This is a genomic window from Hungatella sp. SL.1.14 (assembly GCF_024460495.1).
Taxonomy (GTDB): Bacteria; Bacillota; Clostridia; order Lachnospirales; family Lachnospiraceae; genus Hungatella; species Hungatella hathewayi.
Map to the genome: position 1 here is coordinate 1 of NZ_JANFYJ010000025.1, position 15,065 is coordinate 15,065.

Below are 15,065 nucleotides of genomic sequence, written 5' to 3' on the forward strand. Positions count from 1 at the left end.
GGAAGTGCGGTAACGTATGGAGCTGACTGTCACTAATAGGTCGAGGGCTTAACCAAGTTGGTTTAGGAAAAAGAGGAAATAAGAACGGATGAAAGATATGTACAATGTGTGGTTTTGAGGGTATATGTAAAGCCTTCAATAAAGGTTTGGCCTGGTGGCTCAGCTGGTTAGAGCGCCGCCCTGTCACGGCGGAGGTCGTGGGTTCGAATCCCATCCGGGTCGTTTAAACAGAATATTTCGTATGTGGGATCTTAGCTCAGCTGGGAGAGCATCTGCCTTACAAGCAGAGGGTCACAGGTTCGAGCCCTGTAGGTCCCATTCATTATGTAAAGTCCGAATGAGTAATTCGCCGATGTGGCTCAATTGGCAGAGCAGCTGATTTGTAATCAGCAGGTTATCGGTTCGAGTCCGATCATCGGCTTGCATGAATCAAATAAAACTAAATAGTAAATAATATGGATGGTTTCCCGAGTGGCCAAAGGGGACAGACTGTAAATCTGCTGCAAATTGCTTCGGTGGTTCGAATCCACCACCATCCACTAGATATACTTCTAATAAGGGAGTATGTCGAATATAATTTAATAACGCGGGGTGGAGCAGTCTGGAAGCTCGTCGGGCTCATAACCCGAAGGTCGCAGGTTCAAATCCTGCCCCCGCAATTTTTTGTGAGAACTTTAAGTGTACTTACAGATGGACATGCCCAGATAGCTCAGTTGGTAGAGCAGAGGACTGAAAATCCTCGTGTCGTTGGTTCGATTCCGACTTTGGGCATTATGGGATACTAGCTCAGGTGGTAGAGCACTTGACTTTTAATCAAGTTGTCCGGGGTTCGAGTCCCCGGTGTCTCAGTAAAATGAAGCCTTGAAACATAAATTGTTTCAAGGCTTTTTATTATCGGTTTGTTGCATTTTACGATATATTTATAACGTCTTATGAGAGTGTGAAAAGGAGGACTGTCAATGGAAGACAAGTACCAGGCTGAAATTAAAAAGAAACTGGCCGAGAGCGTGAACCGTGCATGGAAGATTATCAGTGTTTTCGTAATGGCGTTTCAATTTTTGATGCTGATACTGATGGCAGTCAAGCCGGGAGGACCGTTTAAGACGCAGAGGAGGACTGTTTACTGCTTTCTCTATTTGGTTTTGCTTTTGGTTACGGGAATTGCCATGATTCTGAACCAGAGATTTTGGAAGAGGGAAAATAAAAATTACCATCGTTATCTTAATGCGGAAATAGTTTATGCAGCATTTATCTGTTTTTGGGGATGCTGTGTTACCCTGAATGATCAGCTGGGGGGCAATGATTTAAGTGTATTTACATATACGATGCTGTCTGTGGCGGCACTCGGTTTTTTGGAGCCGGTGAAGGCAGTAGTTATTTTTATGTCGGCGTTTGTTTTTCTGAACTTATGTCTTCCGGGAATTCAGACTATTGAGAATAACATGTTCAGTAATATTATAAACAGCTTTTCCATAGCGGGCATTTCTACGGCAATTTCTTATACGCTTTACAGAAATAAGGTGATCGTTACGAAACAGGAAATGACGATTCGAAAGCAGTATGAGGAGATTACCAGGGTAAATGAAATTTTAAGCCGTCAGGCTATGGTTGATGAATTGACAGAGATGAATAACCGAAGATACATGGAATGGTTTATCGGTGAAAAAATTAAGATTCTGGAGGAGAAAACCGGTACAATTTCCTGCATGATGCTGGATATCGATTATTTCAAGCAGTTTAACGATCGGTATGGCCATATTTCAGGTGATATATGTCTGAAAAAGATTGCCGAGATGATTCGGGAATGCTGTCAGGATCAAAATGTGGCAGCGATCCGGTATGGTGGAGAGGAATTTTTTATCTGTCTGTTTCAGTGGGATCAGGATGAGGCAGTAGAGATGGCGGAGAAAATAAGAAAGAGAATTGCAGAATGCCGCTTTAAAATCAATGATGAAGAAGAAGGAGCGGTTACGATCAGCATTGGTGTGTATACATGGCATGGTGAAGGGAAGGTGCAGATGGACGATCTGATTCGTTTATCGGATAAGGCATTGTACCAGGCTAAGAAAAATGGAAGGAACAGAGTGGAGGTATTGTCATAAAAGATGAGCCAGAGAACCGGATTATCGGTTTTTTGGCTCATCTTCTTTTTCTGTGGTTTCGCGTCGGATTAAAATGGGAGTGATTGTTTTATGGACCGGTTCCTTCAGGGGAGCCGGTTTTCGCTTTTTACGCTCATTCATCTGGCTGACAAGGAGACTTACTGCTTCGTTGGCAATAAGGTCAATCTGCTGTCCTATTGTACTGATCGGGATAACCGCTTCCCGGGCAACCGGGGAGTCATCAAAACCAATGATATAATAGTCATCGGGCAGCCTGCCGTATTTGCGGACGATTAAATTTAACAGGATATTGGCATGGGTATCGTTGGATACAAAGATTCCTTTTCGCATTCCGGTATAGCTTGTCTCCAGCTCTTCTAATATGTCTTTTAAATACTGAAGAGAGGAATCATAGGTATTCTCTGTTCTGTGGCAGAAAATTTTATGGTTCATATTGTTTTCTCTGCAGAAATCCATAAATCCCTGAATTCTTCCATAGGCTGGAATATTCTCTGCAGTGGGCGTATTGATATGGATCAGTATGTCGCAGTGATGTCTGGCCAGAAGACTGGTGGCCTGGATGGCCCCCATATAATTATCGGTATTGATACTGGAGACGTACTGATCTTCCCGTTCAATGGTGACAATGGGAATCTGAAGATCTGCCAGCTCCCGGGAGGACAGTGTGTGGCTCAGGACGATGAGTCCCTCTATCTTATAGGCCAGAAGTTCCTGGATATATTGACGTTCCGTTTCAGCATTCTCATGGCCGATGAATACCAGAAATTTATATCCGTACGTCTCGTATGTAGAAAGAATCTGATTCAGCATTTCGGAGTAGTAATGCAGGTAAAGATTAGGTATCAGAATACCGACAAATTCTGTCTTGCCGTTGGCAAGGATGCGGGCGACCTTGTTTTCTTTATAGTTAAGCTTTACCAGAGCGTCGGATATAATCTGCTGGTTCTCCAGCGTGAGAGAGTCTGGATTATTAAAGTATCTGGATATCGTTGTTTTGGAAAAATGAGTGTATTGTGCAATATCGTCGAAGGTTATATTCTTTTTCTGTGCCATCCTGATGCCTCTTTTCAATTTGTAAGGTGTATGTTCCGCTTTTAGTATAGCAAAAATAGAATAATGGTTCAAGAGTAATCGGTTAAGTAACCGGTTTTGTTAAGATCATACAAATTATAAGGCTGTAAATAGGCAAATTCACGAAAAGTCATTTAATTATTGACATAATGACGAAAGAGATGTTATGATTAAAACATAAAGTAACCGGTTACTTAACCGGTTATATAGAGAGTGATATCGGATGGTATAGGAGAACAATGATAAAGGAGGAATGAGGATGATGAAAAGTATTGGTACGAAGGCCATTAAAGTTACGGTTCTGATGGCGGCAGCGGTCCTGATGCTGACAGGATGCAGATTTGGGTTTGCCAGCGATCCGGATGATCCGAACGAGGTGGTACAGGAAGAGCCGATTGATACGTCGGTGGATACGTTTGAGTATGATGCTTCTCTTTCCGGTACGAAGATTACGCTTTTGAATTCCAAGGCGGAGATTCAGGTGGCTTTGACGAAGATGGCGGAAGAGTATGAGAAGAAATCGGGAGTACATGTGGAGGTCATGCCGGTTACGGATGGGGACTCTCCTTATACCAGGGTGGTCAGTATGTACAATTCAGGAACGCCGCCTACCATGGCTATTCTGGATACCACTGATGTCATTGCTCTGGCGGAGGAAAAAGCGGTTGATCTGACGGGAGAGCCCTGGACCGCGGAAGCGGAGGGTTATCTGACAGAGGTGAATGGAAAGATATATAGCTTCCCGCTCTGTATTGAGGGACGGGGACTTATTTATAATCGTTCGGTGATTGAAGAAACACTGGGCAGGGAATTCGATCCTTTATCTGTTACGACCCTGGATGAGTTTACGGCACTTCTGGATCAGCTGACGGAGGCGGGCATGAAACGTCCTGTATCTGTGGCAAAGGAAGACTGGTCTCTGGGAGCGCACCAGCTTCAGTACATCTACGAGACGTATAATGGAACTTCTGAGGGAGCGCAGGAGGTTATCGAGAAGATTAAGGAAGGGACACTGGATTTAAATTCTTATGACCGCATGAATCAGTTTTTAAATATGTTTGATGTCTTAAGGGAGTATAACGTGGCAAAAAAAGATCCGCTGGGGGCCGATTATGATGAGATGGCTATTGATCTGGTGGATGGAAAGACTGCTTTCTGGTTTAATGGCAACTGGGCATGGCCCAATCTTTCGGAGGCCGGTGCGGAGAATTCAGATGAGTATGGCTTCCTTCCATACTTTTTGAATCATGATCCAGGGGATTTTGCCAATCAGCAGATCCAGGCGTCTCCGTCTAAACAGATTATGATAGATGGACGGATTGTCTCAGATCAGGAGAGGGCGGCGGCCAGGGAGTTTTTAAACTGGATTGTATTTAGTGAGATCGGTCAGCAGATGATTGTAAAGACGTGTAATCTGATCCCGCCATTTCAGAATAATCCTTACGAGCCTGCGGATCCGCTGAGCCGGGATATCTACAACCGGGTCCATGAAGAGAGAGCATTTAACGCATCTGCGATCGTTCCAAATGACCACTGGGCGGTTCTGGGAGCATCCATGCAGAAGTACCTGGCGGGCAGAAGCAGCCGGGAAGAATTGATTCAGTCGATCGAGAACTATTGGGAAGAACAGAGATAGGAGAGAGGTGTCCAGGATGAAATCAAAGAGTAAAGGGAAAGATTTCTGTATTTTTGCATTGCCCGGATTATTCTGTTTTTTTGCAGTCGTGATTGTTCCGTTTATCTACGGTGTCTATTTGACAATGACGGACTGGAACGGCGTTTCGGATGTGAAAAATTTTATCGGTCTGAAAAATTTTGCCGGGGTTATGAAGGACGGACAGTTCTGGTCATCTCTGCTCCTGACCTTTAAGTATGTGATCGTAGTGGTGGTGTTTGTAAATGTGCTGGCGTTTATGATCGCCTATCTGCTGACCAGAGGGATTAAGGGACAGAACTTTTTCCGGGCTGGATTTTTTACACCGAATCTGATCGGAGGCATCGTTCTGGGGTATATCTGGCAGTTCGTATTTTCAAGAGTCTTTGTGGGAATCGGTGATGCTACGGGCTGGGGGCTGTTTGAGGCGTCGTGGCTGTCAGAACCGACGAAGGCATTTATCGCACTGGTGATTGTTACGGTGTGGCAGCTGTCCGGGTATATGATTCTGATCTATGTGGCCGGATTTATGGGGCTGAGTGATGATGTGATGGAAGCTGCTACGATTGACGGCGCTTCTGGCTGGACGAAGATGAAGAGTATTATCCTGCCCCTTATGATGTCCTCCATTACGATATGCCTGTTTCTGACGCTGTCCAGAGCTTTTATGGTATATGATGTAAACCTTTCTTTGACGGCGGGAGCGCCCTATGGGACGACGGAGATGGCGGCCATGCATGTATATGAAAAGGCATTTACATCGAGGAGATTTGGCGTGGGCCAGGCGGAGGCGCTGATTCTGTTCGTGATTGTGGCCTGTATCAGCGGAATTCAGGTTTATTTAACCAAGAAGAAGGAGGTGGAAGCATAATGGCAGGAGAGAAGGCAGGAAGCGGTAAAAAGAGAAAAAAAACAGATCTTGTGGCTACAGCAGGATTGATTGTTATATTTATTCTTTACATGTTCCCATTCTACATGGTGGTGATCAATTCCCTGAAACAGAAACGGGATATTATCAAGAGCCCATTTTCCTGGCTGTATACGATTAAAGGGCTGTCGTTTGATAACTTCGTGAAGGCTTTTGTTCAGATGGATTTTTTAAACGCGTTTAAGAATTCCTTGATTGTAACGGTATTTGCAACGGCACTCGTTACACTTCTGGCGGCTATGCTGGCCTATTATATTGTGCGGAATAACAATGCGGTTTCCAGGACTGCCTTTGTTTTGATGGTGGCTTCTATGATTATTCCGTTCCAGGCGATTATGATTCCTCTGGTGAGTATCTATGGCGGCAAGCTGAATGTGCTGAACCACAGAAGCACGCTGGTGTTTATGCATACGGGTTTTTCCATGGCAATGTCTGTGTTTATGTTCCATGGATTTATTAAGGGAAATGTTCCGGTTGCACTGGAGGAGGCCGCTAATATTGATGGCTGTACCCATGCTCAGACATTTTTCCGAATTGTTTTTCCACTGCTGAAACCGATTATTTCCACAATGGTAATCTTAAATTCACTGGCGTTCTGGAATGATTTCCTGTTGCCGTCGCTGGTGCTGTCGGATAAGAAGCTGCTGACTCTGCCTCTTTCCACATACAGCTTTTACGGCACGTATTCGGCAGATTACGGGACGATCATGGCTGGGCTGCTGTTGTGTGTGATACCGGTGTTAATCCTGTATATCGCCCTTCAGAAGCAGATTATCAGCGGTGTGGTGGCCGGAGCGGTAAAATAAGCCGGGAGAGACGGGGCCTGTGTCGGAACACAGTCCGGCGCAGTAATGACAGAAGGAGAGGCTGCATACGATGACTGAAAATACAATACATATAAAAGCGCCGGGATGCTGGATGAATGATCCCAATGGATTTATTTATTACAGGGGAAAGTACCATATGTTTTACCAGTGTTTTCCTTTTGATACCAGATGGGGAAGAATGCACTGGGGGCACGCGGTGAGCGAGGATCTGGTGCACTGGGAGCATAAGGGAATCGCATTGTTTCCGAGCAAACACGGGGACCGGGACGGATGCTTTTCCGGAAGCGCGGTGGAGCATGAGGGAATGCTGTATTTGTACTATACCGGCGTCCGTTATCTGGAAGAGGATCCGGAGGATACGAATCTCTGCCTGAATGAGAAGTTTGTCTCGGCACAGATGATGATTACGTCAGAGGATGGCGTTCATTTTGACAATATAAGGGATAAAAGAGAGATCATCGCACCTTTGGAGGACAGGGAAAGGGGAGACGCTGCCCACACGAGGGATCCCAAGGTATGGCGGGGATCAGATGCCTGGTATATGGTGTTGGGAACCCATGGAAGCGACTCAAATGGCAGGCTGCTTTTTTACCGCAGTGCCGATCTGGAAAACTGGTCATATGTGAATGCGGTGTCGAAAAGCGGTTTGGGATGGATGTGGGAATGTCCTGACTATTATGAGACAAAGGGCGGAAAGGTTCTGTCATTTTCACCTATGGGATTTTTGAAGGACGGGTACCGGGAAGAGAATCAGAATATCTGCATGGTGGTGGATTTTGAGGAAGAAAGCTGTACCATGAGGATGCCGGAACAATATCAGTTTCTGGATTATGGCCTGAATCTCTATGCGGCACAGAGTACGGTGGATGAGGATGGACGGAGAGTGATGGCTGCATGGGTCCGTATGCCGGAAGCAGCGGATGGGGAATGGATTGGTATGATGTGCAGCCCCAGAGTGGCAGAAGTGGAAGACGGCCATATTTATTTTCGGATGCATCCGGCAGTGAGAGGGGCTTATACCAGGAAAATTGACCGGCCGGATGAGGCTGCCGAAGCAGGGTATCTGATTGCAGCGGACTTAGAGGAGGGCGATCGGATTGAGATCGGCGGATACCTGATTTACCGAAAGGGAAACAGGATCTGTACGGACCGAAGCCTGACTGCGGGAAATGACAGGGATGGCAGAATGCAGTTTGAGACGCCGGAGATTAAAAATGGCGGTCATGTGGAGATTCTGGTGGATGCGAATCTGATTGAGGTTTTTGTAAATGATGGTGAGTACGTTATTTCAAATGTGGTATATGGAGTTGGAAATGAGATATTGACGGCAAATAAGATAAAGTTATATACAATCAGGGAGATAGGGTGAAATGGATTATTGTAAGGAATATGAGGCACGGTTTAATCAATATTATGATGAATTGAAATGGCTGTACTGCGAGTTATATAAGAATCAGGATGAGGCGCTGGAACTGCTGTGCGGACAGATGTACCGGTTTTATACAGAGAGGAAGGCGGCTCTTAAGAGGATGGACCGGGAACGGGCGAAGAACCCGCAGTGGTATAAAGGAAACCGGATGGTCGGTATGATGATGTATACAGATGCCTTTGCAGGGGACTTGAAGGGGGTTTTAAAGCATCTGAATTATATTGAGGAGTGTGGGGTCAATTATCTGCACCTGATGCCGCTTCTGGATACACCGGAGGGAAGGAGCGACGGCGGATACGCTGTTTCTGATTTTCGGAAGGTGAGGCCCGATCTGGGAACGATGGAGGATTTAGAGTGTCTGGCTGCGGAGTGTCATAAGCGGGATGTGAGCATCTGCCTCGACTTTGTGATGAATCACACATCGGAGGATCACGAATGGGCAAGAAAGGCGAGGATGGGGGATCCGGAATACCAGAGCCGGTACTTCTTTTACGATAATTACGATCTCCCGGCGCAGTTTGAGAGGACGGTTCCGGAGGTATTTCCGACTACGGCTCCGGGGAATTTTACCTGGGTAGCAGATGCAGGGAAATACGTAATGACTACATTTTATCCCTATCAGTGGGATTTGAATTACTGGAATCCAGTTGTCTTAAACGAGATGGTCGGCAATATGCTGAATCTGGTGAACCGGGGGATTGACGTGATCCGCATTGATGCAGTTCCCTACATCTGGAAGCAGCTTGGCACAAACTGCAGGAATCTGCCGCAGGTGCACAGCATTGTGCGGATTATGAGAATTATCTGTGAGATTGTGTGTCCCGGGGTTCTTTTACTTGGAGAGGTGGTGATGGAACCGGATAAGGTGGTTCCGTATTTCGGCAGCGTGGAGAAGCCGGAGTGCCATATGCTTTATAATGTGACAACCATGGCGGCCACATGGAACAGCGTGGCTACAAAGGATATCAGGCTGCTTCGCCAGCAGATGAATGTGGTGAGCAGTCTGCCGAAGGATTACGTTTTCTTAAATTATCTGCGCTGTCATGATGATATCGGATGGGGGCTTGATTATCCGTGGCTCAAACAGTTTGGGATTGATGAGGTCAGCCATAAAAAGTATTTGAATGATTTCCTGACGGGGCAGTATCCGGGATCTTTTGGACGGGGAGAATTATACAATTCGGATCCTGAGTCAGGGGATGCAAGGTTATGCGGAACGACGGCGTCATTATGCGGGATAGAAAAAGCAGCGTACGAGAGGGATGAGGAAGCCCTTAAAAAGGCGGTAAGGCTGGATCTGATGCTTCATGCATACATGCTGTCGCAGTCGGGGATTCCGGTGATCTACAGCGGCGATGAGATCGGTCAGGAGAATGATTATACTTACCATGAGAATCCGAAAAAATGGGATGATTCCAGATATCTGCACCGGGGCAGTTTCCGTTGGGATCTTGAGAAGAAACGCAGCGTAAAGGGCAGCCTTCAGGAAACGATTTTTGAAGGGATTAAGAAACTGGAGTCAATCCGGGCACAGTTTCCTGTGTTCTGTACGGATGCTGAAGTGTGGACCATTGATACGTGGGATGACGCTGTTCTGGGGCTTGTGAGGAGGTCTGGGGAGGAAAAGCTGATTGCCCTGTTTAATTTCAGTGAATTCGATAAAGTCGCATGGATCAACGAGGAGGATGGGATGTATAAGGATCTGATCTCGGGGCGGAGGATGGAAGCGAAAGGGGTGCAAATACCGGCTTATGGCGTTTACTGGCTCATGAGGGAAAAATGGGATGAGAAGGATACGGCCGTGGAACACGGAGAAAAATCAGTTTAAATAATAATTACAGTAAAAAAGGATCTGGAGACTTCGCGTCCCGGATCCTTTTGACTATTCGTCAAATTCTACAATCACATAGTAACCTCTGTCATTATGCTTTACTTCTTTTACGATTCCATGGTCGGACTTGATGCGGTCGCGGCCGGTATAGCAGCCGGACATGGCGACCGCCGGGTCGATGATATAGCTGTAACTGCTGGTTCCTTCTCTTTCGATTATGGATACTTCATCGCCTGCCTTGACAAGTCCCGGGCGTTCCATCTTAAATTCTATCGTTCTCATGATAACTTTTCTCCTTTTTATCCCTGTGAGGGTTGATCTCGTTATCTATTATAAGACGAGGGTCAAAAAAAGTAAAGAAAGGAAAAACGAAAGAAAATCTTACATTTTATTATAATACAATATTAAATTATTGAATATCAATAAATAAATATTGAAAATTGATATAGACTATGGTATGTTACAGGAAAGAGCAGTATTGGATGATAAGAAGGAGGTTTGAAATATGAGTGAGATGAATTCGATGAATTCGGTGGAGCCGATGAGTTCCATGGAGCCGGTTCCGGCATGGAAGAAGGGAAAACAGGAGGTAATGACACAGCAGTTTTTATTGTTTATGGGAGCGGCCCTTGGATTTGGAATACTGTATACCTTTTGTATGTATCAGAATCCCAATGGGATTACGTATCCTGTTATGATTGTGGGTGTTTACGGTGTGCTGTTCTGGATGCTGAAACGGCTCTCCATCGAATGGAAGCGGGGCTCATGGTTTTTGGCATCTGCAGCGGTTTTGCTGGGAATTGCGGCCTGCAGGACTGCTGATTCCCTGCTTATTATGATGATTAAGACCGCAGAATTTCTGCTGGCGGTTATCTTTGTAATGCACCAGTTTTATGATGACAGGGAGTGGAGTATCGGAAAGTATTTGTCTTCAATGGCAGTCTACCTCTGCTGTGTGATTGCAGCCGCAGTCTATCCGTTTTTTCAGGGAAAAGAATTTTTCAGGAAGGCAAATTTAAAGAAGTATAAGACAGTTTCTAAGGTGGCTCTGGGGCTGGCAGCGGCTCTGCCGATTCTGTTGGCAGCCGGAATGCTGCTGGGGCAGGCGGATGCGGTGTTTGGTGCTATTGTTGTTCATTGGCTGGAAAAGATTCTGAATGTATGGACCATTCTTATTATGATAGTCATGACGGCATTTGGGACTTTTGGCGTTTACTGTCTGATCTGTGGAGCGTGCATGGATCAGATATCCGGTGAAGAAAAGATGGTGAGAACTCATGAGCCGGTTACTGCTGTCACCTGTATGAGCGCGATTGCACTGCTGTATCTGTTTTTTTGCGGAATACAGGTTATTTACCTTTTTCTTGGGAAAGGAAGTCTGCCGGAGGGCGTGACATACTCTTCCTATGCGAGACAGGGATTTTTTCAGCTGTTGTTCGTGGCGGTTATGAATCTGGTCATGGTGCTTATGAATCTTAAATTTTTTAGGAAGAGCCGTTTGCTGAATGGTGTGTTGACTGTGATCTGCGGATGCACCTATGTGATGATCGCATCTGCGGCGTACCGGATGATTCTGTATGTCCGGGAGTATCACCTGACGTATCTGCGGGTTCTCGTGCTGTGGTTTCTGCTTTTACTGGCGTGTCTGATGGCCGGAGTGGTAATTTTAATCTATAAGAACAGATTTCCGCTGTTTAGCTGGTGTCTCGTGCTGATATCCGTATTTTTTGTGGGGTTTTCATTTATGAGGCCGGAGCGGGTCATTGCAGAGTATAATGTGAATCATGTGAAGGAATGGAGTGACAGCGATTTTCAGTATATGACACAGGTACTTTCGGCAGATGCGGTACCGGTAGTGTTTAAAGCGCTGGAGGATGATGCCGTTTTGGAGCGGTTTTATTCCGGTGGGAAAAAGGAGTTTTTAGTGGAGTATTATGACTGGGCGGTCTCAAGAAACTACCAGGTGCGTTCCTCAGATTTCAGAACATGGAATCTTTCCTTTGAAAAGGCGGAACAGTCTTTTAGAAATGAGGGAATGGGAATTTGACATTTTATCTTCAATCTGCTAATCTGGAAGAAAATTATCTGGAGGATGAAGATGGAAAAGGATCTGTTGAGCCGATTAATCGAATATGGAAAGTCTGACGTCTATCCGTTTCATATGCCGGGACATAAGAGGCGGACGGATGGCGGATTTACAGAGAATTTTCCCAATCCGTTTTCAGTGGATATAACGGAGATCGACGGGTTTGACAATCTTCATCATCCGGAGGGGATTTTGAAGGAATCCATGGAATGGGCAGGGAATGTCTATGGGGCTGACAGGACGTATTATCTGGTGAATGGAAGCAGCTGCGGAATTTTGAGTGCAATATGCGGTTCTGTTTCCCATGGAGGGACCATCCTCATGAGCCGGAACTGCCATAAATCGGCGTATCATGGCGTTTTTTTCAGTCACTTAAAGGCGGAATATATTTATCCACAGACGATTACGGGATTTGGTATCCAGGGTGGATTAGCGCCGGAGGATGTCAGACGGATGTTGATAAACCATCCGGAGACGGAGGCCGTGCTGGTGGTGTCGCCAACGTATGATGGAATTGTCTCGGATATTGAAGCAATTGCAGGTATTGTCCATGAGAGAGGAATTCCTTTGATTGTGGACGAGGCCCACGGGGCGCATTTTCCTTTTGGGAAGGAAGCGGGATTTCCTGTTTCGGCGCTGGGGCTTGGTGCGGATGTGGTGATACAGAGTTTACACAAGACGCTGCCATCCCTGACTCAGACTGCAGTTATGCATGTAAAAGCGGGCTTTGCGGATTTAGACAGGATTGACCGGTATGTCCACATGTTTCAGAGCAGCAGTCCGTCGTATGTGCTGATGGCTTCCATTGAAAATTGTATCCGGTGGATGGATGAAGCGGGGAGACATGAGATGATGGCTTTTGGCGGCAGACTGGAGCGTATTCGGCAGCAGCTTATGGAGATGGAGTGTCTGACCCTTGTTGACGGTGTGAAAGGCCGGTGCCATGTTTTTGATGTGGACCGGTCTAAAATTGTGGTTTCTGTAGGGAAAAGCGGTCTGACCGGTCCGGAGCTTCAAGAACGGCTTCGGAGAGAGTACCGGCTGGAGATGGAGATGTGCGGGCCGGATTATGTGACGGCGATTACAACGGTGGCTGACACGGATGAAGGGCTGGAACGATTGTGCAGGGCGTTTATGGAGATTGATCTTGATCGGAAGCGGTCTGCGGAGGGCTGTGAGAATTCTGCCGGAAGCTGTGTGGGGAAAAACGGGGATAATGCCGGGGAAAGAAGCAGTGGAATTGTGGATAACGGGATGGAAAAGGAACGTGTTTGTGGATGGCCGGAGATTGCCATGACGATTGCCCAGGCGATGGACGCTCCGGGACAGCCTGTTCCGCTCGATGATTGTGAGGGGCTGGTTTCTAAAGAGTTTATCTATATCTATCCGCCGGGAATACCGATTGTGGCGCCGGGGGAAGTATTAAAACCGGAGCTGGTGGATGAGATCCGGAAGTATAAGCGGAAGGGGCTTCCTGTTCAGGGGACCGCGGACCCGGAGGTGGAAGCGGTTCTGACTGTGGCAGATCGGGGAAATATGGTGAATGAAACAGGGAAAATTGAGGGATAGAGCATGGGAAAGATATTTTATGTGATGGGAAAAAGTGCATCCGGTAAGGATACAATATATAAAGAACTGCGGGAACGGATTCCGGAATTAAAGACGGTGGTCCTTTATACAACGAGGCCGATCCGGGACGGGGAGACGGAGGGGGTGGAATACCATTTTACGACGGCTGAACGGCTTGGTGATTTTCGCAGGGAGAAAAGGCTGATTGAGGAACGGACGTATCAGACGGTGTATGGGCCGTGGAGTTATTTTACGGTGGATGACGGGCAGATCTGTCTGGATAAGAAGGATTCTTATCTGATGATCGGGACGCTGGAATCTTATGAGAAGATGAGAGGATATTTCGGTGAAAATGGGCTTGTGCCCGTCTATATCGAGGTGGATGACGGTGTGCGGCTGGAACGGGCGCTGCAGCGGGAGAAGGGACAGAAGGAGCCGAAGTATAAAGAACTTTGCCGAAGGTTTCTGGCGGATGAAGAAGATTTTAAGGAAGAGAATCTGACGAGATGCGGGATTAGAAGAAGATACAGGAATGATGATCTGGATGTGTGCATAGAGGAGATTTGCCGGGATATAAGGGCGGTTACAGGAACGTAGAGTACGAAAGGGAGGATGGAGAGGAAAAGTATGGGAAGTATGTTTATGAGGTATCCGGGAGGAAAAAAGAAGGCGCTTACTTTAAGCTACGATGACGGGGTGGAGCAGGATATCCGCCTGATTGAACTTATGATGAAGAACGGTTTAAAAGGGACCTTTAATTTAAACAGCGGGCTTTATGCAGAAGAGGGAACGGTATATCCACCCGGAACGGTACACAGGAGAATGACGGAGAAGATGGCGACGGAGGTCTACGGAAGCAGCGGTATGGAAGTAGCTGTTCACGGGCTGACGCATCCGTTTCTGGAGCAGCTGCCGGTAAATCTCTGCACGGCGGAGGTGATAAAAGACAGGGAGAATTTGGAGAAGCAGTTTCAAACGATCGTAAGGGGTATGGCATATCCCTTCGGAACTACCAGTGATATGGTGGTAAATACGCTTATGCAGGCGGGGATTGCCTATGCCAGAACGACGGTTTCAACAGGGGATTTCAGGCTTCCCTCTGACTGGCTCCGCCTGACGGCCACATGTCACCATAAGGACGGGAGGCTTAAGGAACTGGCGAAAAAGTTCGTGGAAGATACGCCGAAATACGGTTCCTGGCTGTTTTATCTATGGGGGCACAGCTACGAGTTTGAGGCGGATGAGAACTGGGATGTAATTGAGGAGTTTGCTGCGTATACCGGAAACAGGGATGAGATCTGGTATGCAACGAATCTGGAATTATATGATTATGTGACAGCCTATGACAGACTGCTGTTCAGTGTGGATGGGCTGACTGCATATAATCCAACCAGTACAGATGTTTATTTTGATAAAGATGACAACTCCTACTGCTTAAAGGCGGGAGAGAGGAAGCTCCTGTCCGGGACATGAAGGAGTGGTAAAAGGGCTGCGGGCTGTGAGGCGCCGGGCTGGCAGTAAACAGCAACTCCTGCTTCCCGCTTATG

The 15,065-nt window shown here is 46.7% G+C and carries 12 protein-coding genes and 7 tRNA genes; 17 read left to right on the forward strand and 2 right to left on the reverse strand.

Translation table 11 applies throughout. The features are described from left to right. Positions 1–148: 148 nt before the first annotated feature. The 8 genes from NE473_RS22895 to NE473_RS22930 all read left to right on the forward strand — a co-directional run bounded on the left by NE473_RS22895 (position 149) and on the right by NE473_RS22930 (position 2,102). Positions 149–222, forward strand: a tRNA-Asp gene (locus NE473_RS22895). A 23-nt stretch (positions 223–245) separates the two neighbouring features. Further along, positions 246–318: transfer RNA gene (locus NE473_RS22900), tRNA-Val, on the forward strand. A gap of 30 nt (positions 319–348) precedes the next feature. Next, positions 349–421: transfer RNA gene (locus NE473_RS22905), tRNA-Thr, on the forward strand. A 36-nt stretch (positions 422–457) separates the two neighbouring features. Next, a tRNA-Tyr gene (locus tag NE473_RS22910) sits at positions 458–539 on the forward strand. 46 nt (positions 540–585) lie between these two features. Next, a tRNA-Met gene (locus NE473_RS22915) sits at positions 586–659 on the forward strand. A gap of 39 nt (positions 660–698) precedes the next feature. Then, positions 699–771: transfer RNA gene (locus tag NE473_RS22920), tRNA-Phe, on the forward strand. A gap of 4 nt (positions 772–775) precedes the next feature. Next, positions 776–848 (forward strand) — tRNA-Lys (locus NE473_RS22925). A 111-nt stretch (positions 849–959) separates the two neighbouring features. Next, positions 960–2,102, forward strand: a complete 1,143-nt coding sequence (locus NE473_RS22930; RefSeq protein ID WP_022031305.1) for a GGDEF domain-containing protein — start codon at positions 960–962, stop codon at positions 2,100–2,102. A 21-nt stretch (positions 2,103–2,123) separates the two neighbouring features. Here NE473_RS22930 and NE473_RS22935 read toward each other — a convergent pair whose 3' ends face one another. Further along, on the reverse strand, positions 2,124–3,176 hold the full coding sequence (locus NE473_RS22935) for a LacI family DNA-binding transcriptional regulator (protein ID WP_022031306.1): 1,053 nt from the start codon (positions 3,174–3,176) through the stop codon (positions 2,124–2,126). Positions 3,177–3,456: 280 nt separating this feature from the next. Between NE473_RS22935 and NE473_RS22940 the strand changes: the two genes are divergently transcribed. The 5 genes from NE473_RS22940 (at position 3,457) to NE473_RS22960 (ending at position 9,860) form a co-directional block, all read left to right on the forward strand. Continuing rightward, positions 3,457–4,830: an ABC transporter substrate-binding protein gene (locus NE473_RS22940; RefSeq protein ID WP_432764164.1), complete on the forward strand. Its 1,374-nt coding sequence runs from the start codon at positions 3,457–3,459 to the stop codon at positions 4,828–4,830. A 16-nt stretch (positions 4,831–4,846) separates the two neighbouring features. Then, a complete protein-coding gene (locus NE473_RS22945) occupies positions 4,847–5,719 on the forward strand; it encodes a carbohydrate ABC transporter permease (RefSeq protein WP_155560912.1) in 873 nt (290 codons plus the stop codon). After that, complete coding sequence (locus tag NE473_RS22950; RefSeq protein WP_055650831.1) at positions 5,719–6,582, forward strand: carbohydrate ABC transporter permease; 864 nt, start codon at positions 5,719–5,721, stop codon at positions 6,580–6,582. Before NE473_RS22945 ends, NE473_RS22950 begins: the two co-directional genes overlap by 1 nt. Before the next feature lie 70 nt (positions 6,583–6,652). Further along, positions 6,653–7,972, forward strand: a complete 1,320-nt coding sequence (locus NE473_RS22955) for a glycoside hydrolase family 32 protein (RefSeq protein ID WP_155560913.1) — start codon at positions 6,653–6,655, stop codon at positions 7,970–7,972. Between the two features lies 1 nt (position 7,973). Continuing rightward, on the forward strand, positions 7,974–9,860 hold the full coding sequence (locus tag NE473_RS22960) for an alpha-amylase family protein (protein WP_155560914.1): 1,887 nt from the start codon (positions 7,974–7,976) through the stop codon (positions 9,858–9,860). Between the two features lie 54 nt (positions 9,861–9,914). Here NE473_RS22960 and NE473_RS22965 read toward each other — a convergent pair whose 3' ends face one another. Further along, on the reverse strand, positions 9,915–10,145 hold the full coding sequence (locus NE473_RS22965; RefSeq protein WP_002605435.1) for a hypothetical protein: 231 nt from the start codon (positions 10,143–10,145) through the stop codon (positions 9,915–9,917). A 223-nt stretch (positions 10,146–10,368) separates the two neighbouring features. Here NE473_RS22965 and NE473_RS22970 point away from each other — a divergent pair, with 223 nt between their 5' ends. From NE473_RS22970 to NE473_RS22985, 4 genes are read left to right on the forward strand one after another with little or no spacing between them, the layout of a single operon-like run. Further along, complete coding sequence (locus NE473_RS22970) at positions 10,369–11,910, forward strand: DUF4153 domain-containing protein (protein ID WP_155560915.1); 1,542 nt, start codon at positions 10,369–10,371, stop codon at positions 11,908–11,910. Positions 11,911–11,955: 45 nt separating this feature from the next. After that, the gene (locus NE473_RS22975; RefSeq protein WP_155560916.1) at positions 11,956–13,518 is read left to right on the forward strand and encodes an aminotransferase class I/II-fold pyridoxal phosphate-dependent enzyme; all 1,563 of its coding nucleotides are present in this window, start codon (positions 11,956–11,958) and stop codon (positions 13,516–13,518) included. Between the two features lie 3 nt (positions 13,519–13,521). Next, positions 13,522–14,115 carry a guanylate kinase gene (locus NE473_RS22980; protein ID WP_022031314.1) on the forward strand — a complete coding sequence of 198 codons (594 nt, stop codon included), beginning with the start codon at positions 13,522–13,524 and terminating at the stop codon, positions 14,113–14,115. 30 nt (positions 14,116–14,145) lie between these two features. Next, entirely contained in the window at positions 14,146–14,991 is an 846-nt protein-coding gene (locus NE473_RS22985; RefSeq protein WP_196411678.1) for a polysaccharide deacetylase family protein, read from the forward strand. Positions 14,992–15,065 lie beyond the last annotated feature (74 nt).

Excerpts from the sequence above, each read along its gene's own strand:
- NE473_RS22960 (WP_155560914.1), top strand. The coding sequence starts at position 7,974 with ATGGATTATTGTAAGGAATATGAGGCACGGTTTAATCAATATTATGAT.
- NE473_RS22955 (WP_155560913.1), top strand. The coding sequence starts at position 6,653 with ATGACTGAAAATACAATACATATAAAAGCGCCGGGATGCTGGATGAAT.
- NE473_RS22950 (WP_055650831.1), top strand. The coding sequence starts at position 5,719 with ATGGCAGGAGAGAAGGCAGGAAGCGGTAAAAAGAGAAAAAAAACAGAT.
- NE473_RS22980 (WP_022031314.1), top strand. The coding sequence starts at position 13,522 with ATGGGAAAGATATTTTATGTGATGGGAAAAAGTGCATCCGGTAAGGAT.
- NE473_RS22970 (WP_155560915.1), top strand. The coding sequence starts at position 10,369 with ATGAGTGAGATGAATTCGATGAATTCGGTGGAGCCGATGAGTTCCATG.
- NE473_RS22985 (WP_196411678.1), top strand. The coding sequence starts at position 14,146 with ATGGGAAGTATGTTTATGAGGTATCCGGGAGGAAAAAAGAAGGCGCTT.
- NE473_RS22965 (WP_002605435.1), bottom strand. The coding sequence starts at position 10,145 with ATGAGAACGATAGAATTTAAGATGGAACGCCCGGGACTTGTCAAGGCA.
- NE473_RS22945 (WP_155560912.1), top strand. The coding sequence starts at position 4,847 with ATGAAATCAAAGAGTAAAGGGAAAGATTTCTGTATTTTTGCATTGCCC.
- NE473_RS22975 (WP_155560916.1), top strand. The coding sequence starts at position 11,956 with ATGAAGATGGAAAAGGATCTGTTGAGCCGATTAATCGAATATGGAAAG.
- NE473_RS22930 (WP_022031305.1), top strand. The coding sequence starts at position 960 with ATGGAAGACAAGTACCAGGCTGAAATTAAAAAGAAACTGGCCGAGAGC.
- NE473_RS22940 (WP_432764164.1), top strand. The coding sequence starts at position 3,457 with ATGAAAAGTATTGGTACGAAGGCCATTAAAGTTACGGTTCTGATGGCG.
- NE473_RS22935 (WP_022031306.1), bottom strand. The coding sequence starts at position 3,176 with ATGGCACAGAAAAAGAATATAACCTTCGACGATATTGCACAATACACT.